The organism is Microlunatus flavus, assembly GCF_900110855.1.
GTDB classification, from domain to species: Bacteria; Actinomycetota; Actinomycetes; order Propionibacteriales; family Propionibacteriaceae; genus Microlunatus; species Microlunatus flavus.
This window is the reverse complement of sequence record NZ_FOFA01000010.1, coordinates 1-21,643: the sequence shown is the minus strand read 5'-3', so window position 1 is coordinate 21,643 and position 21,643 is coordinate 1. Positions and strand designations below refer to the sequence as shown.

The 21,643-nt window shown below is 73.2% G+C and carries 19 protein-coding genes; 9 read left to right on the top strand and 10 right to left on the bottom strand.

The window, feature by feature from the left end:
* Positions 1-72 precede the first annotated feature (72 nt).
* Genes BMY04_RS19105 through BMY04_RS22925 form a run of 5 tightly spaced genes read left to right on the top strand, consistent with a single transcriptional unit; the run spans position 73 to position 4,920 of the window.
* On the top strand, positions 73-1,404 hold the full coding sequence (locus tag BMY04_RS19105; RefSeq protein ID WP_091185243.1) for a cell division protein PerM: 1,332 nt from the start codon (positions 73-75) through the stop codon (positions 1,402-1,404).
* 39 nt (positions 1,405-1,443) lie between these two features.
* Positions 1,444-2,100, top strand: coding sequence for a phosphoribosylglycinamide formyltransferase (purN, locus tag BMY04_RS19100; protein WP_232506511.1), 657 nt, complete (start codon positions 1,444-1,446; stop codon positions 2,098-2,100).
* Positions 2,097-3,707 (top strand): bifunctional phosphoribosylaminoimidazolecarboxamide formyltransferase/IMP cyclohydrolase, encoded by a 1,611-nt coding sequence (gene purH / locus BMY04_RS19095; RefSeq protein ID WP_091185236.1) that lies wholly within the window; start codon positions 2,097-2,099, stop codon positions 3,705-3,707. Before purN ends, purH begins: the two co-directional genes overlap by 4 nt.
* 38 nt (positions 3,708-3,745) lie before the next feature.
* Positions 3,746-4,606, top strand: a complete 861-nt coding sequence (locus BMY04_RS19090) for a bifunctional methylenetetrahydrofolate dehydrogenase/methenyltetrahydrofolate cyclohydrolase (protein WP_091185232.1) — start codon at positions 3,746-3,748, stop codon at positions 4,604-4,606.
* Positions 4,603-4,920, top strand: coding sequence for a DUF3017 domain-containing protein (locus BMY04_RS22925; protein WP_198410282.1), 318 nt, complete (start codon positions 4,603-4,605; stop codon positions 4,918-4,920). The genes BMY04_RS19090 and BMY04_RS22925 overlap by 4 nt, the downstream gene beginning before the upstream one ends.
* 48 nt (positions 4,921-4,968) lie before the next feature.
* Here the strand turns inward: BMY04_RS22925 and BMY04_RS19080 are convergent, their stop codons facing one another.
* The 3 genes from BMY04_RS19080 to BMY04_RS19070 form a co-directional block, all read right to left on the bottom strand.
* The gene (locus BMY04_RS19080; protein WP_091185225.1) at positions 4,969-5,307 is read right to left on the bottom strand and encodes a hypothetical protein; all 339 of its coding nucleotides are present in this window, start codon (positions 5,305-5,307) and stop codon (positions 4,969-4,971) included.
* A gap of 2 nt (positions 5,308-5,309) precedes the next feature.
* Positions 5,310-6,119, bottom strand: coding sequence for a CCC motif membrane protein (locus BMY04_RS19075; RefSeq protein ID WP_139210000.1), 810 nt, complete (start codon positions 6,117-6,119; stop codon positions 5,310-5,312).
* A 68-nt stretch (positions 6,120-6,187) separates the two neighbouring features.
* Positions 6,188-7,201 (bottom strand): malate dehydrogenase, encoded by a 1,014-nt coding sequence (locus tag BMY04_RS19070; protein WP_091185218.1) that lies wholly within the window; start codon positions 7,199-7,201, stop codon positions 6,188-6,190.
* 71 nt (positions 7,202-7,272) lie between these two features.
* On the opposite strand from BMY04_RS19070, the gene BMY04_RS19065 reads away from it, so the two are divergent.
* On the top strand, positions 7,273-7,827 hold the full coding sequence (locus tag BMY04_RS19065; protein WP_091185214.1) for a nucleoside/nucleotide kinase family protein: 555 nt from the start codon (positions 7,273-7,275) through the stop codon (positions 7,825-7,827).
* A 93-nt stretch (positions 7,828-7,920) separates the two neighbouring features.
* Here the strand turns inward: BMY04_RS19065 and BMY04_RS19060 are convergent, their stop codons facing one another.
* From BMY04_RS19060 to BMY04_RS19050, 3 genes are all read right to left on the bottom strand, one after another.
* On the bottom strand, positions 7,921-10,140 hold the full coding sequence (locus BMY04_RS19060) for an NADP-dependent isocitrate dehydrogenase (protein ID WP_091185211.1): 2,220 nt from the start codon (positions 10,138-10,140) through the stop codon (positions 7,921-7,923).
* Positions 10,141-10,351: 211 nt separating this feature from the next.
* Positions 10,352-10,741, bottom strand: coding sequence for a cupin domain-containing protein (locus BMY04_RS19055; protein WP_091185208.1), 390 nt, complete (start codon positions 10,739-10,741; stop codon positions 10,352-10,354).
* Positions 10,742-10,944: 203 nt separating this feature from the next.
* A complete protein-coding gene (locus BMY04_RS19050) occupies positions 10,945-12,261 on the bottom strand; it encodes a UDP-glucose dehydrogenase family protein (protein ID WP_091185204.1) in 1,317 nt (438 codons plus the stop codon).
* Positions 12,262-12,574: 313 nt separating this feature from the next.
* Between BMY04_RS19050 and BMY04_RS19045 the strand changes: the two genes are divergently transcribed.
* A complete protein-coding gene (locus BMY04_RS19045; RefSeq protein ID WP_091185201.1) occupies positions 12,575-13,915 on the top strand; it encodes a hemolysin family protein in 1,341 nt (446 codons plus the stop codon).
* A 176-nt stretch (positions 13,916-14,091) separates the two neighbouring features.
* The gene (locus BMY04_RS19040) at positions 14,092-15,186 is read left to right on the top strand and encodes a DMT family transporter (RefSeq protein ID WP_170854228.1); all 1,095 of its coding nucleotides are present in this window, start codon (positions 14,092-14,094) and stop codon (positions 15,184-15,186) included.
* Here BMY04_RS19040 and BMY04_RS19035 read toward each other — a convergent pair.
* The 3 genes from BMY04_RS19035 to BMY04_RS19025 all read right to left on the bottom strand — a co-directional run bounded on the left by BMY04_RS19035 (position 15,164) and on the right by BMY04_RS19025 (position 18,620).
* A complete protein-coding gene (locus BMY04_RS19035) occupies positions 15,164-15,685 on the bottom strand; it encodes a hypothetical protein (protein ID WP_139209998.1) in 522 nt (173 codons plus the stop codon). The genes BMY04_RS19040 and BMY04_RS19035 overlap by 23 nt on opposite strands.
* Entirely contained in the window at positions 15,682-16,293 is a 612-nt protein-coding gene (locus tag BMY04_RS19030) for an RNA polymerase sigma factor (RefSeq protein WP_232506510.1), read from the bottom strand. Before BMY04_RS19030 ends, BMY04_RS19035 begins: the two co-directional genes overlap by 4 nt.
* A 422-nt stretch (positions 16,294-16,715) precedes the next feature.
* Positions 16,716-18,620: a Na+/H+ antiporter gene (locus tag BMY04_RS19025; RefSeq protein ID WP_198410280.1), complete on the bottom strand. Its 1,905-nt coding sequence runs from the start codon at positions 18,618-18,620 to the stop codon at positions 16,716-16,718.
* A 58-nt stretch (positions 18,621-18,678) separates the two neighbouring features.
* On the opposite strand from BMY04_RS19025, the gene BMY04_RS19020 reads away from it, so the two are divergent.
* Positions 18,679-20,259, top strand: a complete 1,581-nt coding sequence (locus BMY04_RS19020; protein WP_091185191.1) for an acyl-CoA mutase large subunit family protein — start codon at positions 18,679-18,681, stop codon at positions 20,257-20,259.
* A gap of 126 nt (positions 20,260-20,385) precedes the next feature.
* On the opposite strand, the gene BMY04_RS19015 is transcribed toward BMY04_RS19020, so the two are convergent.
* Positions 20,386-21,450 carry an IS30 family transposase gene (locus BMY04_RS19015; protein ID WP_232506509.1) on the bottom strand — a complete coding sequence of 355 codons (1,065 nt, stop codon included), beginning with the start codon at positions 21,448-21,450 and terminating at the stop codon, positions 20,386-20,388.
* Positions 21,451-21,643: the final 193 nt, after the last annotated feature.

Sequence of the window (21,643 nt, the reverse complement as noted above, 5' to 3'; positions counted from 1 at the left end):
ACCAAACTTTACCCCTGGTCGCGCGTGTCTCGACCCGGTCGCCGTACGCCGGTGGGAAACGATGGGTCGGACATGGCTTCTTCCACCCCTCAGCTCACCTCGCCCCGACGCCCGGACGCGGCCGAACGGCGCAGGCTCGTCCTGCAGGCCTCCGAGGCCGTCACGGAGACCGAGCGCGTCGAGGTCGACCCGGTCAGCTGGCCGGTCGCCGCCGTGGTCGGGGGCCTCGCGACCGCCGCCGTGGGGTGGCTCGTGGTCACCGGGCTGGTGGTGTGCGGGTGGCTCATGGGTGACGACGCCGAGCTGTCGTCGGCCCTGGAGCTCGGCACCCGGCTCTGGCTGCTCGCCTGCGGCGTGCCCGTGCCCGTCGCCGGCCTCGACGTCAGCCTCGTGCCCTGGGGCGTGACCGTGCTGAGCGCGGCGCTGCTGTGGCGCTTCGGCGGTTACGCGGTGCGCCGTGTCACCGACCGGTCGAGCGGCCCGCTGGCGGTGGCGCTGGTCGTCACGACCGCCCACACCCTGCCCGTGCTGGCGACCGCGGTGTTCCTGGGCGAGCCGTGGCGCGCGCCGGGCCGCTGGGCCGCGGTGGTGCTCGTGCTGCTGGTCGCGGCGTGGGGCGGGGCCGCCCGCCGCTCCGGGCGGGCGATCGGTTCGTCGTGGCCGGCCCCGCTGCGCGGCCTGCCCCGCGCGGTCGCCGCGGCCCAGGGGGTGCTCCTGCTCGCCGGCGCCGCGGTGCTGGCCCTCGCGCTCGTCGCCGGGTGGGACCGTGTCGTCGCGCTCGGCAGCGCCCTGCAGGCGGGCTCCTTCGGCACCGCGCTGCTCGTCGTCGTCCAGCTGGCGCTGCTGCCCAACGCCCTCGTCTGGTCCGGCTCGTACGCGCTCGGCGCCGGCTTCAGCCTGGGCAGCGGTTCCGTCGTCGCCCCGGCGGCGACCTCGCTCGGCGTGCTGCCGGGGCTGCCCCTGCTGGGCGCGCTGCCGGCCGCCGGGCCGGGCAGCACGCTGCAGCTGTGGTGGCTGGTGTCGGGCGCCGTCGCCGGGGCCGTCGCCGCCCTGCTGGCGCTGCGTGGCGCCCCCGTCCGCCGCGTCGACGCGACGACGCTGCTCGGCGGGCTCGCCGGCGTCGCCGCCGCCCTCGTCTTCACCGGCCTGGCCTGGACCACCAGCGGCGACCTCGGGTCGCTCCGCCTGACCGGGCTGGGCCCGCGGCTGCTCCCGCTGCTCGTGATGAGCAGCACCACGCTGGGGCTGTCGGGCATGCTGACCGGCGCCGTCGTCGGGGTCGTGCGGCACCTGCGCGGTCCCGCCCCGGACGACGCGGACGCCCTCGGGCCGGAGGCGCCGGACGGCGAGGCGACCGAGGTGATCGGTGACGCCGAGGCGACCGAGGTGCTCGAGGCCCGGTGAGCGCGGGGGCCGACGGCCCCGCTCGGTAGGGTGGCGGCCGTGCCTGCGCCCGAGCCCGACCTGCGTGGCGCCGAGCCGGGCAGCCGCCGGCCCGCGCGCCTGGTCGTCCTCCTCTCCGGCACCGGGACGCTGCTCCAGGCGCTCCTCGACGCCTCCGCCGACCCCGCGTACGGCGCCCGCGTGGTCGCCGTCGGCTCGGACCGCCCCGGCGTCGCCGGACTGGACCGGGCCGCTGCCGCCGGGGTCGAGACGTTCGTGCACCCGCTCGCCGACCGTTCCGGGCGGGCGGCCTGGGACGCCGCGCTCGCCGAGCGGGTGGCCGCGTACGAGCCGGACCTCGTGATCAGCGCCGGCTTCATGAAGCTGCTGGGCGAGGACTTCCTGGCCCGGTTCGGCGGCCGCACGATCAACACCCACCCCGCCCTCCTGCCCGCCTTCCCCGGCATGCACGGCCCGCGCGACGCGCTGGCCTACGGGGTGCGGTTCACGGGGGCGACCGTCTTCCTCGTCGACGCCGGCGTCGACACCGGGGTCGTGCTCGACCAGGCCGTCGTGCCCGTCGAGGACGACGACACCGTCGAGACGCTCCACGAACGCATCAAGACCGCCGAGCGCGACCTGCTGGTCGCCACCACCCACGCGCTGGTCACCCGCCTCTGGCGCGTGGTCGGCAGGAAGGTCCACTGGGACCAGTGACCGAAGCAACCGCAGCCACCACCGCACCCGGGCGCGTCGCCGTCCGGCGCGCCCTCGTTTCCGTCTACGACAAGACCGGCCTGGTCGACCTGGCCCGCGCCCTGGTCGAGCACGGCGTCGAGATCGTCTCCACCGGCTCGACGGCCAAGACCGTCGCCGCCGCCGGGCTCCCCGTGACGGCGGTGGAGGACGTGACGGGCTTCCCCGAGTGCCTCGACGGGCGGGTCAAGACGCTGCACCCGAAGGTGCACGCCGGCCTGCTGGCCGACCTCCGGCTCGACACCCACCGCGCCCAGCTCGAGGAGCTCGGCATCGCACCGTTCCAGCTGCTGGTGAGCAACCTCTACCCGTTCACCCAGACGGTCGCCTCGGGCGCGACGCCCGAGGAGTGCATCGAGCAGATCGACATCGGCGGGCCCGCGATGGTCCGGGCCAGCGCCAAGAACCACGCGAACGTCGCGGTGCTCACCTCCCCGGACCAGTACGGCGACATCCTCGCGGCGCTCGACGAGGGCGGCACCACCCTCGCGCAGCGCCAGCGCCTCGCGGCGGCGGCGTTCGTGCACACGGCGACGTACGACGTCGCGGTGGCCAGCTGGATGGGCAGCGTGCTCACCGACTCCAGCGGGGGCGACACTCCTTCGACAGGCTCAGGACACCGCTTCCCGGCCTGGCTCGGGGCGACGTGGGACAAGGCGACCGGGCTGCGCTACGGCGAGAACCCGCACCAGGCCGCCGCGCTCTACCGCTCGCCGGGCTCCGAGGGCTCCCTGGCCGGCGCCGAGCAGCTGCACGGCAAGGAGATGTCCTACAACAACTACGTCGACGCCGACGCGGCACGACGGGCCGCGTACGACTTCAGCGCGCCGGCCGTGGCGATCATCAAGCACGCCAACCCGTGCGGCATCGCCGTCGGCGCGGACGTGGCCGAGGCGCACCGCAAGGCGCACGCCTGCGACCCGGTGTCGGCCTTCGGCGGCGTCATCGCCACGAACACCGAGGTCAGCGTGGAGATGGCCCAGCAGGTCGCCGAGGTGTTCACGGAGGTGATCCTGGCGCCCTCGTACGCCGACGGTGCGGTCGAGGTGCTGCAGGCCAAGAAGAACATCCGCATCCTCGTCGTGGCCCCGCTGCCGGCGCAGGGGACCGAGTTCCGTCGCATCGACGGCGGCCTGCTGCTGCAGCAGCGCGACACGGTCGACGCCGCGCACGACGGCCGGGAGGGCTGGACGCTCGCCTGCGGCGAGCCGGCCGACGACGCGACCCTGGCCGACCTCGAGTTCGCGTGGAAGGCCTGCCGCTCGGTCAAGTCGAACGCGATCCTGCTCGCCTCCGGCGGCGCGTCCGTCGGCATCGGCATGGGGCAGGTCAACCGGGTCGACTCCAGCCGCCTCGCCGTCAGCCGGGCGGGGGAGCGCGCCGCCGGCTCGGTGGCCGCGTCCGACGCCTTCTTCCCCTTTCCCGACGGGCTGGAGATCCTGCTCGAGGCCGGGGTCCGGGCCGTCGTGCAGCCGGGCGGCTCGGTCCGCGACGACGCGGTGGTCGAGGCCGCCCGCCAGGCCGGCGCGACGCTCTACCTCACCGGCGCCCGCCACTTCTTCCACTGAGCCCGCTCACCCAGCCCCTCGACCACGGGAGCAGAACCATGACCGCAGAGATCCTCGACGGCAAGGCGCTGGCCGCCACCATCAAGGCCGAGCTCAAGGAGCGGGTCGCCGCCCTCGCCGAGCAGGGCATCGTGCCCGGGCTCGGCACCGTCCTGGTCGGCGACGACCCGGGTTCGCACTCCTACGTCCGCGGCAAGCACCGCGACTGCGCGCAGGTCGGCATCGCCTCGATCGAGGTCGAGCTGCCCGCCTCCACCAGCGCGGCGGAGCTGGAGAGCCGCATCCGCGAGCTGAACGACGACCCGGCGTGCACGGGCTTCATCGTCCAGCTGCCGCTGCCCGGCGCGCTCGACGACGCCTGGGCCCTCGAGCTGGTCGACCCGGGCAAGGACGCCGACGGCCTCCACCCGGTCAACCTCGGCCGCCTCGTCCTCGGCGAGCCCGCGCCGCTGCCGTGCACGCCGCGCGGCATCGTCGAGCTGCTGCGCCGCAACGGCATCGAGCTCGCCGGGGCCGAGGTCTGCGTCGTGGGCCGCGGGACCACGGTCGGCCGCCCGCTCGGGCTGCTGCTGACCCGCAAGAGCGAGAACGCCACCGTGACGCTGTGCCACACCGGCACGGTCGACCTGGCCGCGCACACGCGCCGCGCGGACATCGTCGTCGCCGCGGCCGGCCGCCCCGGCCTGCTCACGGCCGAGATGGTCAAGCCGGGCGCGGTCTGCGTCGACGTCGGCATCACGCGGACCGACGCCGGCCTGCAGGGCGACGTCGACGCGAGCGTCCACGAGGTCGCCTCGTGGGTCGCGCCGGTCCCCGGTGGTGTCGGGCCGATGACGCGGGCGATGCTGCTGACCAACGTCGTCGAGCGCGCCGAGGCGCTGGCGTCCACCCGGGCGTGAGCGCCCCGGGCGCGCGTCCGCGCGACCCGGCGGGCGGAGGTTCCGTCCGCCCCCGGCGTCAGTGGCCGCTGCTGCTCGTCGCCGCGCTCGTCCTCGGCGGGGTCGTCGCCGCGCTGCTGGGGCCCGACACCTGGCGCGCGGGCTGCTTCGTGGTCGGGGGCGCGCTCGTGCTGGGCGCGTTCCTGCGGCTGGTGCTGAGCACCCGCCGGGCCGGCCTGCTGCGCGTGCGCAGCAAGGCCTTCGACGTCGGCGTCATGCTCCTCGGCGGCGGCGCGATCCTCGTCCTGAGCGTGGTCGTGCCCGCCGGCCGTTAGGGCCGACGGGCAGGAGACGTCGCCGTCCGGCCGCGCCGGAGACGTGCGTCAGTAGTTCTGCAGGCCGACGATGCCGAGGATGAGGACGACGAAGACCAGGTAGCCGACGACGGCGGTGCCGTAGACCGCCACCGCCACGATGCCGAGGATCCGCCCCACGACGACGCTCTGCCGGTTGAGGTACACCGCCGGGTTCGCGTTGATCTCGCGCAGGGTGCGGTTGCCGATGGTGATCGCGAAGATCCCTGTGAACGGGCAGATCACGAGGGAGAGGATGCCCAGCACCAGGACCGTCGTCCCTGACGGGTGGTCCCGCGGGACGGGGTAGCCGCCCGGGTACCAGGCGCCGCCCGACGGCCCGTAGGGACCGGGAGGGGGGACGGACACGCTCAGCTGTTCATGATCGAGCCGTAGATCCCCGTCGCCAGGAAGATGACGAGGAGGAGCGCCGCGAGACCGAGCCCCACGATGGACAGGATCTTGCCCACCCGGATCTGCTGGGCCCCGGTGTACGCGGTCGGGTTGGCGTCGACCTCCCGCTGGGCCCCGACGGCGAGCACGACCCCGATGATGCCGGTGATCAGGCCGATCCCGCAGAACCAGGAGAAGACCACGCTGACGATGCCGAGCACCAGCACGGCGATCGCCCGGGGGTGCGGCTGCGGCGCCGCGCCGTAGCCGCCCTGGTAGCCGCCGTAGGCGGGCTGCCCGTAGGGCGCCGGCTGGCCGTACGGGGTGGGCTGGCCGTAGGGGGCGGGCTGGCCGTACGCGCCCGCGTCACCCGGCTGGCCGTAGCCGGTCTGCTGCCCGTACTCGCCCGCCTGCTGGTAGCCCTGCTGGGAGCCGTACTGGTCGGGCTGCGAACCGTACTGGTCGGGCTGCGAACCGTACTGGTCGGGCTGCTGCCCGCCCTGCTGGTCGGGCTGGGAACCGTAGGGGTCGGCCTGCTGGCCGTACTCGCCCGCCTGTCCGTAAGCGTTCGGCTGGCCGTAGCCGCCCTGCTCGCCGTAGCCACTGTGCTCGCCGTAGCCCGCGGACTCCTGCGACCCCGAGCCGGAGGCGTGGTCCGAGCCGTACGAGGACGGGTCGACCGCCGAGGAGCCGGAGGACGACGGCGTCGGGTCGCTCGAGGACGGCGGCTCGTACGGGGAGGACTGGCCGCTGCTCGGCTCGCTGCTGGGCTGGTTCGGCTCGCTCATGGCCGACATCATGGCGCATCGGCGGGTCGGGCGCCGCGAGGTGGGCGCACGACCCGCTGCTCATGCGGTCAGGGCACGAGCCCCAGCGAACGCACCGCCTCGCGCTCCTCGACGAGCTCGGCGACGGAGGCGTCGATCTTGGCGCGGGAGAAGTCGTTGACCTCCAGGCCCGGGACGATCGACCAGGCGCCGCCGCTGGTCGTGCAGGCGAACGAGCTGACGATGCCCTCGGCCACGCCGTACGAGCCGTCGGACGGCACGGCCATGGAGACCCAGTCGCCCTCGCGGGTGCCGAGCACCCAGTCGTGCATGTGGTCGATGGTGGCCTTGGCGGCGCTGGCCGCCGAGCTCGCGCCGCGGGCCTCGATGATGGCGGCGCCGCGCTTCTGGACGGTGGGCAGGAAGTCGCTCTCCAGCCACGCCTGGTCGTCGACGACCTCGGCGGCGCTGCGGCCGCCGATGCGGGCGTTGAAGATGTCGGGGTACTGCGTGGCGGAGTGGTTGCCCCAGATCGTCACCTGGCTGACCTCGCTGACGGCCACGCCGGCCTTGATCGCGAGCTGGCCGGCGGCCCGGTTGTGGTCGAGCCGGGTGAGCGCGTTGAAGCGCTCGGCGGGGATGTCCGGGGCGTTGCTCAGGGCGATGAGGGCGTTGGTGTTCGCCGGGTTGCCGGTGACGAGGACCTTGACGTCGTCTGCGGCGTGGTCGTTGAGCGCGCGGCCCTGCGGCTTGAAGATGGCGCCGTTGGCCTCCAACAGGTCGCCGCGCTCCATGCCCTTGCTCCGCGGGCGGGCACCCACGAGGAACGCGAGGTTGACGCCGTCGAAGACCACGTTCGGGTCGTCGCCGGTCACCACGGAGTCGAGCAACGGGTAGGCGCAGTCGTCGAGCTCCATGACCACGCCGTCGAGCGCCTTGAGCGCGGGCGTGATCTCCAGCAGCCGCAGCTGCACCGGCTGGTCGGGGCCGAGCAGCTCGCCGCTCGCGATCCGGAACAGCAGGCTGTAGCAGATCTGCCCGGCGGCTCCGGTCACGGCGACCTTGACGGGCTGCTTCGCGGTCGCGGCGGCGGTGGTGCTCAAGGGTTCTCCTCGTTTCGTCAGCGGTCTGGCTCGTGGGTCCGAGGACCGACGCTAGTCCGTACGGTGGTGCGGTGGTGGTCCGGGTCGGGATGGGCGCGGTGCCGGCGCTGGTGCGCGAGCGGCTCGCCGGGCTGGCCGGGACCCGGTGGGTCGGCATCGACGGCAAGGGGGCGTCGGGCAAGACGACGCTGGCCGAGCGGGTGGCGGCCGCCGTCCCGGGGGCGGTCGTCGTGCATGTCGACGACTTCGCGCGGCCGTCGGTCGAGACGTGGGAGCGGGAACGTTTCGTCGGGCAGGTGCTGCAGCCGCTGCTGGCCGGGCGGCCGGGCCGCTACGAGCGCTGGGACTGGGGCACCGACGCCTCGCTCGGCTGGGCGACGGTCCCGGTCGGGGTGCCCGTCGTGGTCGAGGGCGTCTCCAGCACCGACGTCCGGCTCGGGGTCCCGTGGGACGTCACGCTGTGGGTGGACGTGCCGCGCGAGGTCCGGCTCGCCCGCGCCCTGGCCCGCGACGGCGAGGGCATGCGCGAGCAGTGGGTCGGGCGCTGGATGCCCGCGGAGGACGCGTACGAGGCCGCGCAGCGTCCGCAGCAGCGCGTGGACGCGATCGTGGTCGCGGAATTCTGACCGTTCGTCGAACAAGCCGGAGCGGGCTGAGCGGGGGCGGCGCCGCCCGACCCCGACGAGAGGTCGGAATCGCGCGGCGCCGCCCTGGACCGATCAGGCCAGGGTGGCGAGCACCTGGTTGAGCGTGGCCGAGGGGCGCATGACCTCGTCGGCCTTGGCGTCGTCGGGCCGGTAGTAGCCGCCGATGTCCGCCGGGTGGCCCTGCACGCCGAGGAGCTCGTCGACGATCGTCTGCTCGTCGTCCGCGAGCCGCGTGGCCAGCTCGCCGAACGTCGCGGCGAGCTCGGCGTCCTGGGACTGCGCCGCGAGCTCCTGCGCCCAGTAGAGCGCCAGGTAGAAGTGGCTGCCGCGGTTGTCGATCGTCCCGAGCCGGCGGCCGGGGGAGCGGTTCTCGTTGAGGAACGTCCCCGTCGCCCGGTCGAGGGTGTCGGCCAGCACCTGCGCCCGCGGGTTGCCCGTCGACTGCGCGAGGTGCTCCAGGCTCACGGCCAGCGCGAGGAACTCGCCGAGGCTGTCCCAGCGCAGGTAGTTCTCCTTGACGAGCTGCTGCACGTGCTTGGGCGCGGAACCGCCGGCGCCGGTCTCGAAGAGCCCGCCCCCGTTGATGAGCGGCACGACCGAGAGCATCTTGGCCGACGTCCCGAGCTCGAGGATCGGGAAGAGGTCGGTCAGGTAGTCGCGCAGCACGTTCCCGGTCACCGAGATGGTGTCCTCGCCGCGGCGGATCCGCTCGAGCGAGAAGGCCGTCGCCTCCACCGGCGTCTTGACCGAGATGTCCAGGCCGTCCGTGTCGTGCTCGGGCAGGTAGCGCTCGACGAGGCTGATCAGGTTCGCGTCGTGGGCGCGGCTCGCGTCCAGCCAGAAGACGGCGGGGCTGCCGGTGGCGCGGGCACGCGAGACGGCGAGCTTGACCCAGTCGCGGATGGCCACGTCCTTGGTCTGGCACATGCGCCACACGTCGCCGGCCTCGACCCGGGTCTGGAGGACCGCGGAACCGTCCTCGCCGACCACGCGGACCGTGCCCGGGCGGTCGACCTCGAAGGTCTTGTCGTGGCTGCCGTACTCCTCGGCCGCCTGCGCCATCAGCCCGACGTTGGGCACCGAGCCCATCGTGGTGGGGTCGTACGCGCCGTGCGCGCGGCAGTCGTCGAGGACGACCTGGTAGATGCCGGCGTACGAGGAGTCCGGGATCACCGCGAGGGTGTCGGCCTCGGCGCCGTCGGGGCCCCACATGTGGCCGCCGATGCGGATCATCGCCGGCATCGAGGCGTCGACGATCACGTCGCTGGGGACGTGCAGGTTGGTGATGCCGCGGTCGGAGTCGACCATGGCCAGCGGCGGACCGGCGGCCAGCCCGGCGTCGATCGCCGCGCGGATCTCGTCGCCCTGCTCGAGGGAGCCGAGCCCGGAGAGGATCGCGCCGAGGCCGTTGTTCCCGTTGAGCCCGGCCGGCAGCAGGACGTCGCCGTAGCGCTCGAACACCTCGGGCAGGAACGCCCGCACCACGTGGCCGAAGATGATCGGGTCCGAGACCTTCATCATCGTGGCCTTGAGGTGCACGGAGAAGAGGACGCCCTCCGCCCGGGCGCGGGCGATCTGGTCGGCCAGGAACGCGTCCAGCGCGGCGACGTGCATCGCGGTCGCGTCGACGACCTCGCCGTCCCGGACGGCGACCGCGTCCTTGAGGACGGTGGTCTCGCCGTCGTCGCCGACGAGCTCGATGCGCAGGGTCTGCGCCTTCTCCACGATCGCCGAGGTCTCACTCGAGCGGAAGTCGTCGGCGCTCATGTGCGCGACGTTCGTCTTGCTGTCCGACGACCACGCGCCCATCGAGTGCGGGTGGGTGCGGGCGTACTGCTTCACCGAGGCGGGCGCCCGGCGGTCGCTGTTGCCCTCGCGCAGGACCGGGTTGACCGCGCTGCCCATCGCCTTGCCGTACCGCGCCCGGACGTCGCGCTCCTCTTCGGTCGAGGGGGAGTCGGGGTAGTCGGGCAGCGCGAAGCCCTGGGACTGCAGCTCGGCGACGGCCGCCTTGAGCTGGGGGACCGAGGCGGAGATGTTCGGGAGCTTGATGATGTTCGCCTGCGGCGTCTTCGCCAGCTCGCCGAGCTCGCTCAGGGAGTCGGGCACCTGCTGGTCGGCCGGCAGGAGGTCGGCGAACTGCGCGAGGATCCGCCCCGCCAGGGAGATGTCCCGGGTCTCCACCTCCACGCCCGCCTGGCCCGTGTAGGCCTGGATGATCGGCAGGAAGGAGTAGGTCGCCAGCATCGGCGCCTCGTCGGTGTGGGTGTAGATGATCGTCGAGTCGCTCACCTGAGGAACCTACCGCGAGAGCCTGTCGGGCCTCCTGCGCGCCCGTGCCGTCGAGCCGGCCGCCCCGGAACGCGCCTGTTGCCCGACCCTCGCCGGTCCGGGCGCCGGTGCCTGGAGGAGGAGAGCGGGGCGACACGCTTTCCGTCGCCCCGGTCGACGACGAAGGCAGCGGGTCAGAGCCCGGACCGCGTCCGAGCGGAGCGAGGACAGATCATGCAGGCGGCTCGTCCTCGCCGGACTCCTCGGCCTCGTCGGCCTCCTCCTTGGTGTGGTGCACGGCGCCCGGGGAGTGGTCCGGCGGGCCGTAGACCGTGAAGAGGACGAGCGGGTTCGGACCCGTGTTCACGAAGTTGTGCAGCGCCCCGGCGGGTACGCAGACGAGGTCGCCGTCGGCGACCGCCTGGGTCTCGCCGTCGATGCGGGCCTCGCCGACCCCGCTCAGGAAGATCAGGATCTGGTCGTTGTCGGGGTGGGTCTCCTCGCCGATCTCGCCGCCCGGCGGGATGGTCATGCTGACCAGCTGGCTGTGCGCCCCGGTCCACAGCACGCGCCGGAAGTCGGCGCTCTCCTCGGCGACGGTCGCGATCCTCAAGTGCTCCATGGCCCCCAGCATGGTCGAGCCCGCCCGACCGAGGTCGGGCGGGCTCGCCGCTTGCTCTCGAGGCGACCACTGGTCACTCCCCGCCGCGAGCGAGTGGTCGCTCGAGGACGAGCGGAGCAGGCGGCGGGAACGCCGAGCGGGGCACGACGAAGGTGTCGTGCCCCGCGGGGAGTGCTTCGGGCCCGGAGTGCTCCGGGCGGTTCTCACAAGGTTGCGGCGCGGCCGATCTGGACGACCTTCCAACCGGCACCGCGCCAGGTGGAGGCGTCCAGCTTGAGGCGGGCGTCGATCATGACCTTGGACTTGACCAGCGGCGAGTACTTCTCCGGGTCGAGCTGACGGAACTCGGGCCACTCGGTCAGGTGCAGCACGACCTCGGCCCCGAGCATGGCCTGCTCGACGCTGGCGACCTGGGTAAAGCCCTCGCGGGGAGGGAGCCGGGCCTCGGGGTCGTAGATCCGGACGTCCGCGCCGTGCGCGTGGAGCCGGTCGGCGACCGTGAGGGCCGGGGAGTTGCGGGTGTCGTCGGTGCCCGGCTTGAAGGCGGCGCCGAGGACGGCGATGCGCTTGCCGGTGACGTCGCCGCCGGCCTGCTCGATGGCCAGGTCGGCGATCTCGCTGCGCTGGCCGTCGTTGATGGCCTCGACCGCGTGGATGAACTCGGAGAGGACGTTCACGCCCAGCTCGTCGGCGCGGTACGCGAGCGCGGCGATGTCCTTCGGCAGGCAGCCGCCGCCGAAGCCGAGGCCGGCGTTGAGGAACTCGCGCCCGATGCGCTTGTCGAAGCCGATGGCGTCGGCGAGCAGGGTGACGTCGCCGCCCGCGGCCTGGCACATCTGCGCCATGGCGTTGATGAAGCTGATCTTGGTCGCCAGGAACGAGTTGGCAGCCACCTTGATGAGCTCGGCGGTGGCGATGTCGCAGCGCACGACCGGCGTGCGGTCGCTGATCGGCAGCGCGTAGATCTCGGCGAGCACGTCCAGCGCGTGCTGGGAGTGCGTGCCGAAGACGAGCCGGTCGGGGTGCAGGGTGTCCTCGACGGCGTACGCCTCGCGCAGGAACTCGGGGTTCCACGCGACCTCGATCGCGTCGCCGGCCGGGGCCAGCTCGCGGATGCGCTTCTCGAGCTCGAGGGCCGTGCCGACCGGGACGGTCGACTTGCCGACCACCAGGCAGGGCTTGGTCAGCAGCGGCGCGAGGCTCTCGATCGCGGAGTAGAGCTGGCCGAGGTCGGCGGCCCCGCTCTTCTGCGACGGGGTGCCGAGGGCGAGGAAGTGGACGTCGGCCCAGTCGGCGATCTCGGAGTAGTCGGTGGTGAAGCGCAGCCGACCGGTGGAGGTGTGCTTCTCCAGCAGCGGCTCGAGCCCGACCTCGAAGATGTGGGACTGGCCCGCGTTGAGGATCTTGACCTTGTCCTCATCGATGTCGATACCGACCACCTGGTGGCCGAACTCCGCCATGCCGGCGGCGTGCGTGGCTCCCAGGTAGCTGGTGCCGATGACGCTGACGTTGAGGGTCATGGCTGAATCTTGGCATGCTTCGTACGCCGGAGGGTATTTCTTCATACCCGCCCGCGTGGGTGAATCATGTCACGCCCCTGAAGTGGCGCCCGGGGGACCCCCGTGGTAACGACCCCGGGCGTCCCTGTGTTAACGGCTCCGATGGGCCACCATGGACGTGCCCCAGCCACCCTGACAGGAGCACCTGAAAGCCCGTGACCAGACGCCCGGACCGTCGAGCGCCCTCGAGCTGCACCCCCGTGCACACCACCCCCGTGCACACCATTCCGTTGCACACCAACCGCGTGAGCACCGCCCACCTGAGCACCACCCGATGAACCCCACCCTGCAGGACGTCCTGCTCGTCCTCCTGCTGATCCTCGTCGGCGGCGTCTTCGTCGCGGCCGAGATGTCGCTGGTCTCGCTGCGCGACAGCCAGGTCAAGCAGATGGCCCACCACGGCCGGCGCGGCCAGGCCGTGGCGCGCCTCAACGGCAACCCCAACCGCTTCCTCTCCGCGGTCCAGATCGGTGTCACCCTCACCGGCTTCCTCAGCGCGGCCTTCGGTGGCGCGACGCTGGAGGAGTCGGTATCGCCGCTGCTCGTGCGCTGGTTCGGCCTCGAGCCGAGCGTCTCCCGCACGGTCTCGCTGATCGTCATCACGATCCTCATCTCGTACGTCTCCATCGTCGTCGGCGAGCTCACCGCCAAGCGGCTGGCGCTGCAGCGGACCGAGGCGTTCGCGCTCGCTCTCGCGCCGTCGGTCGACTTCATCGCCAAGGTGCTGCGCCCGGTCATCTGGCTGCTGGGCGCCTCGACGAACGTCCTCGTCAAGCTCCTCGGCGGCGACCCCGGTGCGGGCCGCGAGGAGGTCAGCGACGAGGAGATCCGCGCGCTGGTCAGCGGCTCGACCACGCTGGGCGCCGAGGAGCGCCGGATCGTGGACGACGTCTTCGACGCCGGCGATCGCAGCCTGCGCGAGGTGATGCTGCCCCGTACGGAGGTCGACTTCCTGCCCGGCGCGATGCCGGCGCACAAGGCCGTCCGCGAGCTCGCCCGGTCGCCGCACTCGCGCTACCCGGTGACGGGGGAGTCGGCCGACGACATCCTCGGCTTCGTCCACGTGCGCGACCTGCTCGACCCCGACGTCAGCAGCAGCGGCACGCGGCTGTCCGACATCGTGCGTCCGGTCGTGCGGATGCCCGACACCGTGCGCGTCCTGCACGCGCTGTCCGAGATGCGCCGCGACCGCTCGCACCTCGCGATCGTCGTCGACGAGTACGGCGGCACGGCCGGCATCGTCACGATGGAGGACCTCGTCGAGGAGCTCGTCGGCGACATCAGCGACGAGTACGACGTGGTCCAGCCCGAGCGTCCCGGCCTGCGCGGCGACCTCAGCCTCGACGGCCTGACGACGGTCGAGGAGTTCGCCGAGGAGACGGGCTTCGGGCTCGAGGACGGCCCGTACGACACCCTCGCCGGCTTCTTCATGGCCCGGCTCGGGCAGCTGCCCGCGGTGGGCGACACCGTGGTGGCCGACGGGCGCCCGCTCGACGACGACGAGGCCGAGACGGTCCGTATCGAGCTGCGGGTGACCGAGCTCGACGGCCGGCGCGCGGCACGGTTCGCAGCGCACCGGGTGGACGGCGGCGAGTTCAGCCCGGTCCCGGACTGAGCCTGCCGACGGGCGGCAGCGGTGCCCTAGGCTGTGGCTCGTGAGCTCGCTCTCGCTGGTCCTGCCGCCCCCGGGCGCCTAGGCGCGCCCCGCACGGGCACCGGTGCGCCGGTGCCGGTCTCGTCGTGCGCGCCCGCCCAGGCCCACCGACGGAACCCACCCGAGAGCCGACGTCCGTGCCCACCACCCGCCACCGGTCCACCCGGAACCTGTCCGCCCCCACCTCCGCCCGGCCCGCGCCGCGCCCGACCTCCGCGCGCGTCGGCCTGCTCCAGATCACGCTCGCCGCCGTCCTCTGGGGGACCGCCGGCGTCGTCGCGTCCCTGGTCCACCGCTCGACGGGCCTCGGCCCGCTGGAGATCAGCTTCTGGCGCCTCGCCGTCTCCTCGGCCACGATGCTGCTGGTCGCGGCCCCACGCCTGCGCAGCGTGGTCGCCGCCGCCCGGCGCGACCCCGGACCGCTGGCGGCCGCCGGGGCGGCGCTGGCGGCGTACCAGGCGCTCTACTTCCTGTCCGTGACCACGGCCGGCGTCAACGTCGCCACCATGGTGAGCCTCGGCACGGCGCCCGTCGTGGCCGCCGTGTGGGAGGCGTTCCGGCGCCGCCGGGCGCCCGGCCGGCTCTCCTGCCTCGTCCTGGTGGTCGCCGTCGTCGGCCTGGTGCTCGTCGCCGGCGGGCACGGCGGACCCGGGGGTCCGCACCAGACGCTGGGCGTGCTGGCGGCGGTCGCCTCCGGCACGATCTACGGCGTCAGCACGATCCTCGGCCGCCACCTCGCCCAGCACACGCCCGCCGTGGCCATGACGACCCTCACCTCGGTGGTGGGCGCCGTCTGCCTCGCGCCCTTCGCCCTGCTCGCCGCTCCCGCCGTCGTCCCCGCCGACGCGCCCCTGGGGGTCGGCGTCGCCTGGGCGGGGATCGTGGGGATGGGCGCGCTGGCGACGGCGGTGGCGTACGTGCTGTTCAACCGCGGGCTGCGGGGCACCCCGAGCAGCGTCGCCGCGGTGCTGACGCTGGTCGAGCCGCTGACCGCCGCCGTGCTGGCCGTGACCGTCCTCGCCGAACCGTTCGGGGTCGGCACCGCGGCCGGGGCCGGGCTGCTCCTCGGCGCGGTGGCCGTGCTCTACCTGGCGCCGGGCACGCGTGGCCTCGAGACCGCCGGTGGCGCGCCGGCGGGCGCCGCGCCGGTCGGTCCCGTCCCCGACGAGGAGCCGGACGGCGACGCGGGCGACGGCCCGGACCGAGGGGTCAGAGCTCGATCGTCGGGCTGAGCACGGTGCGCCCACCGGGATGGAGGGCGAACTTCGCCAGCCCTTTGGGCACCGCCTCGAGCACGAACCGTCCGTCCTCGTCGGCGTCCACGCTCAGGGTCGAGCCCGCGACCACGAGCTCGACCCGCATCGCCGCGCCCGGAGCGATCCACCCGTCGACCCGTACGGTCCCGTCCGGCGCGTCGGTCAGCGTGACCATCGCGTCGAGGGTCTCGGTGCTGAACGTCACCGTCCGTACGGTCTCGGTCTCCCCGGCGCGCGAACCCGCGGTGGCGAGGTCGACCTGCGTCAGCGTCGCGACCTCCGTCTCCAGCGCGTCGAGGGTCAGCGCGAACTCGATCCGCGCGGCCAGCCCCTCCGGCACGGGGTCGCGCGCCTCCCACAGGACGCGGACCGCCTCGAGCAGCGCGAGGTCGTCGTCGTCCAGCGGCCCGCCGGCCAGCGCGGTCTCGTCCGGCCCCGGCCCGTCGTCGCCGGGTCCCTGCGGGCGCGCGTTCACGCCGACCCCCACTGCGGGTCGGCGGCGAGAGCGAGGCGGAGCTTGGCCAGGCAGCGCCCACGCGTGGGGCCGATGCTGCCCACGGGCATGCCCAGGGCGCGCGCGATCTGGGCGTAGTCGGGCTTCGCCGCGAAGGCGATCACGCGCAGCAGCGCCCGGCACCGTTCCGGGAGCTCGGCGACGTGGCGCCACAGCACGTCGTCGGACTCGGCGTCGGCGACCTGCTCCGCCACGGGAGTGCTGCCGTCGCCCTGCTGCGCACGGGTCGTCTCCACGTCCTCGGGCCGCGCCCGGTCCTGGACGCGCGAGACGCGCCACGCCTCGCGCTTGGTCGACACGACGAGCCACTGCAGGACCGCGTTCGGCTCGACGATGGTGTCGGCGTGCCGCACGAGGCTGAGCCAGACGGTCTGGAGGACGTCCTCCGCGGCGGCCGTGTCGAGCCGGGTCCCCCGGACGGTGTGCCACAGGACCGGTGCGAGCGCCCGGACGAGGTCGCTCATCGCCGCCTCGTCACCACCCCGGTACGCGGCGAAGAGCCTCCCGGCGCGCACCGACAGGCTGTCCTCGACCGCACCCCCCGCGCCGCCGTCCATCACCGCGCCCACGCGTCCATGGCACCCTCCGGGCTCGCGGCTCACGGGCTCCTCGAGTCCCGCGGCTCCGACCTGTGCGCATTCATACCGCAGAAGAGGGTGGGGGGCGAGTGGTGATACGCGAGTCTTCTGTCCTCGCTCCGCTCGGACGCAGATCGGGCTCTGATCCGATGCCTTCCTCGTCGCCGGTGACGACGAAAAGCGTGTCGTCACCCGCTCCTCGTCCAGGCACCGGCGCCCGATCTGGCTCTGGTCGGGATGCACCTGCCGCACGTGCGCGAGCACCCCCGTCCCGAGCCTCTCGGAGTGCGGAGCCACGACCCTGAGCTTGCGGGAGGGCCGTCTCGTACGAAAGTGGTCAGGCGCGGGCGCTCGCTCGCGGCGTGTCGCGACCGGGAGTGACCACTTCCTGCGGAGGGGAGCGGCAAGCGCTCTCACCCGAGGCGTTCGTCCTTGTAGCACCAGCGCCAGTCCTCGCCGGGCTCGAAGGAGCGCATGACGGGGTGGTGGGTGCCGTGGAAGTGCTTGTCGGCGTGGCGGCCGACAGAGCTGTCGCAGCAGCCCACGTTGCCGCAGGTCAGGCAGATGCGGAGGTGGACGGGCGTGGTGCCCTCGCGGACGCAGTCGAGGCAGCGGCCGTCGCCGTCCGCCGCGATCTCGCACGGAGCCGCGGCGAGGTGGTCGCAGGGGCCGACCGGGTCGACGGGCGTACGCACGTCGGCGTCGGCCTCGCTGATCCGGTCCGAACGGTCGCCGGCGATGGTCAGCATCGACTCCTCGATGTCGAAGGAGTCGAGGACCTCCTCGACGACCTCGTGGTCGACGGTGCCGTTGGAACGGACCTTGAGCACGGCGTCGCGCTGCACCTGCAGGGTCTCCAGGCGCAGGCGCCGGTACGTCTCGGCGGGGGTCTCGCCGTTGCTGTGGTCGCCGAGGCGCTCCCACAGTCGTTCGGGGCCGGACGAGATGCGGTCGCGCACGCGCTCGACGGCGTCCGGGTTGTCGTCGCCCCCGCTCAGGTCGTCCAGGGCGCGCAGGGCCGCGGTGGTGGACGTGGTCAGCACGGTCGCGGCCTGCAGCGCGTCCGAGCGGGCGTCCGGTCCGCGCAGCTTGAGCACGCGGACCAGCGGGGGCAGGGTCAGGCCCTGCAGCAGCAGCGTCCCGAAGGTCACGACCATGGCCGCGAAGATCAGCACCTCGCGCAGCTCGACCGTCTCCGGGATGAGCAGCACCGTGGCCAGCGTGACCACTCCTCGCAGCCCGGCCCAGCCGACCACGAGGGTCGCCTGCCACGGGACCTCGACCTGCTCGCCCTCGTCGCGGTGCCGCCGGAACAGCGAGATGCGCATGAGGAAGACCCACACCATCCGCAGCACGATCACGGTGAGGAAGACGGCGACGCAGAAGAGCGCGATCCGCCCGCCCGACAGCGGTGCGTCGGCCAGGGCGGCGACGATCCGCCGGGCCTGCAGCCCGATGAGCAGGAAGACGGTGTTCTCCAGGAGGAACTGGATCGTGCCCCAGTTGATCCGCTCGTTGAGCCGGCTCTGGCCGGTCTGGATCACCTGGCTCTTGTGGCCCAGCAGGAGCCCGGCGGTGACGACGGCGATCACGCCGGAGCCGTGCAGGTCGTGGTAGCCGATCTCCTCGGCGGGCAGGTAGGCCGCGAACGGCACCATGAACGAGATGGCGGTGTCGTAGACCGCGTTGCGGACCTTGCGGCGGACGACGACGGCCAGCAGCCCCACGCCCAGGCCCACGGCGACCCCGCCCAGCAGCGCGATGAGGAAGCCGACGCCGGCGTCGAAGGCGGAGAACTGGCCCAGGGCGAGAGCGGCGAGGGCGACCCTGAGGCAGGTGATGGCCGTGGCGTCGTTGACGAGCGACTCGCCCTCGAGGATGGTCACGACGCGCCGCGGCAGCCCGATCCGTCGGGCGATGGAGGTGGCCGCCACGGCGTCGGGCGGGGCGACGACGGCCCCGAGCGCCAGGGCGAGCGCGAAGCCGATCGGCAGCAGCGCCCAGGCGACGAGCGCGACCCCGAGCGCGGTGATGAGGACGAGCAGGACCGACAGGTACGCGATCGGACGCAGGTTGTGCCGGAAGTCCAGGATCGAGGTCCGGATGGCCGCGGAGTAGAGCAGCGGTGGCAGGAAGCCGAGGAGCACGACCTCGCTGGTCAGGACCGGTTCGTCGATGAACGGGACGTACGACACCCCGACCCCGACGACGAGCAGCAGCAGCGGCGCCGAGACCTTGATCTTGTCGGCGAGACCGCTGACGGCGATCACCACCGCCGCGATGCCCAGGATCTCCAGCGCGATCTCCACGGCGCACATGCTGTCAGCCCGGGCAAGCCCTCCCCGCGCCCCGGACGGGGTTTGGGACCATGCAGGGGTGAGCGGACAGACGGAGTCGGGCACGCCGTTCGAGGACGTCTACGGGCCCGGCGACCCGGCCGGCTTCGACCCGGCCACGTCGCTCGGCGAGCCCGGGGCGTACCCCTTCACCCGCGGCGTGCACCCCGGCATGTACACGACGCGGCCCTGGACGACGCGGCAGTACGCGGGCTTCGGCACGGCCGCGGAGTCGAACGCCCGCTACCTGGAGCTGATCGCCCACGGCAGCGCCGGGCTGTCGGTCGCCTTCGACCTGCCGACCCAGATGGGCATGGACTCCGACGCCCCGCTGGCGGCCGGCGAGGTCGGCAAGGTGGGCGTCGCCATCGACTCTGTGGTGGACATGCGGGTGCTGTTCGCCGGCATCGACCTGGCGCAGGTCTCCACCTCGATGACGATCAACGCGCCCGCCGCGGTCCTGCTGCTGCTCTACCAGCTGGTCGCGGAGGAGAACGGGATCGACCCCGCCCTGCTCGCCGGCACGATCCAGAACGACGTGCTGAAGGAGTACATCGCCCGCGGGACGTACATCTACCCGCCGCAGGCCTCGTTGCGCCTGGTGGGGGACACGTTCGCCTACTGCGCGCAGGCCCTGCCGCGCTGGAACACGATCTCGATCTCCGGCTACCACATGGCCGAGGCGGGGGCGACGCCCGCGCAGGAGATCGCCTTCACGCTCGCGAACGGGATCGCCTACGTCGAGGCGGCGCTCGCCGCCGGGCTGGACGTCGACCAGTTCGCGCCGCGGCTGTCCTTCTTCTTCGTCGCCCGCACCACGCTGCTGGAGGAGGTGGCGAAGTTCCGGGCGGCCCGGCGGATCTGGGCGCGCGTGATGCGCGAGCGTTTCGGCGCCAAGAACCCCAAGTCGCAGATGCTGCGCTTCCACACCCAGACGGCGGGCGTGCAGCTCACCGCGCAGCAGCCCGAGGTCAACCTCGTCCGGGTGACCGTCCAGGCGCTCGCCGCCGTCCTCGGCGGGACCCAGTCGCTGCACACGAACTCCTACGACGAGGCCCTCGCGCTCCCGACGCAGAAGTCGGCCCGGCTCGCCGTCCGCACCCAGCAGGTGCTCGCCCACGAGACCGACCTGACGAAGACGGTCGACCCGTTCGCCGGTTCGTACGTGGTCGAGTCGCTGACCGACGACGTCGAGGCGGCCGCGGTCGCGCTGATGGACGCGGTCGACGCCCTCGGCGGTGCCGTCGCCGGGATCGAGCAGGGCTTCCAGAAGGGCGAGATCGAGCGGTCCGCGTACGAGGTCGCCCGCGAGATCGACGCGGGCGAGCGGGTGGTGGTCGGGGTGAACCGCTTCGCCCTCGACGAGGAGGAGCCGTACGAGCCGCTCCGCGTCGACCCGGCCCTGGAGGCCGCGCAGGCCGCCCGCGTCGCGCGGGTGCGCGAGGGCCGCGACGACGCGCGCGTGACCGCGGCGCTCGAGCAGCTCCGCTCGGCGGCGCGGGGGACGGACAACGTCCTGCCCCCGATGAAGCGGGCCCTCGCCCTGCGCGCCACGGTCGGCGAGGTCTGCGACGCCCTCCGCGACGTCTGGGGCGTCTACCGCCCGAGCGAGCGGTTCTGAGGGGAGAACGCTCCCCGAGCTCGTCGAAGGGGGCGCGAAGAACGCTCCCTGAGCCTGTCGAAGGGCCCCGAAGGGGTTGGTGTTCTTCTTGTGGCAGGAAGGACGCCGACCTCGTCGAGCCCAGATTCACGGGGTGGTCGCAACACCGGTCTGGTCTTTGAGTATGGCGGCGAGGACCTCGGTCGGTGTGAGGAAGCCGTGTCGTTTGCGGGGCCGGTTGTTGAGCAGCTCGACGGCGTGTTGGAGCTCGGTGTCGGTGACGGTGGCGATGTCTCGTCCTTTGGGGACGTATTCGCGCAGCAAGCCGTTGGTGCTCTCGTTGGAGCCGCGCTGCCAGGGGGCGTGGGGGTCGGCGAAGTAGACCTGGATACCGGTCGCGGCACTGAACTCGGCGTGGCGGGCCATCTCCGAGCCGCGGTCCCAGGTCAGCGACGCCATCGGCCACCCGGTCCGGTTCACGGCCTCGCTGAGCCCGGCCAGGGTCGCTTCGGCGGTGTGGCGCTCGGGCAGCAAGAACGCGGTCAAGAACCCGCTGGTCCGCTCGACCAGCGTGCCGATCGCGGCGGTGGTCCCGGCCGGGCCGCAGACCAGGTCGCCCTCGTGGTGGCCCGGCACGAGCCGGCCCTCGACCTCCTCGGGCCGCTCGTGGATCGAGACCGCGCCCACGATCTGGCCCGGTCGGTTGCGCGGAGTGCGGGTCTGACGGGTCCGGCGTTGGGAACGGCCGCTGCGGAGGTGGGCGCGGAGCTCGCGGCGCAGCTCGCCTCGGGGAAGGACGTAGATGGCGCGATAGATCGCCTCGTGGCTGATCCGCATCTGCTCATCATCACCGAACTCCACGCGTAGCCGCCCGCTGATCTGCTCGGGCGACAAGCCGAGGTCCAAGCGGGTCTGGACCCAGACTCGTAGCCGGGCGTCACGGGCCAGCTTCGAGGCCCGGGCCCGATTCCGGGCCCGGACCGCGGCCTGGTGGCAGGCCTCGGGCTGGTAGCCCGGCGTGCGTCCGCTCGGGCGCCCCGGCGCCGCCGCGGGTCGTGCGGGGCGGCGCAGCTCTCGACTGATCGTCGAGGCTGAGCGGCACAGCCGGCGCCCGATCTCTCGCACCCCGAGCCCGCTGTCGTGAAGCCGGGCGATCTCGTAGCGCTCGTCACGGCTGAGGTAGCGCTGGACCTGGCACGGTTCGAACTCCACCCCGCCAACCTCGGCGCGCCAACGCCCGATCGCCCGGGCCGACACGCCCGTGACCGACGCGGTCTGCTTCTGCGACCAGCCTCGAGCCAGCAACGCGAACACTCGCTGACGGACCCCCACTCCGAACGTCAACATCCACCTCCACCAATAGAGGCGTTGCAACGATCACGAGAACCCAACGAGGCCCTTCGAC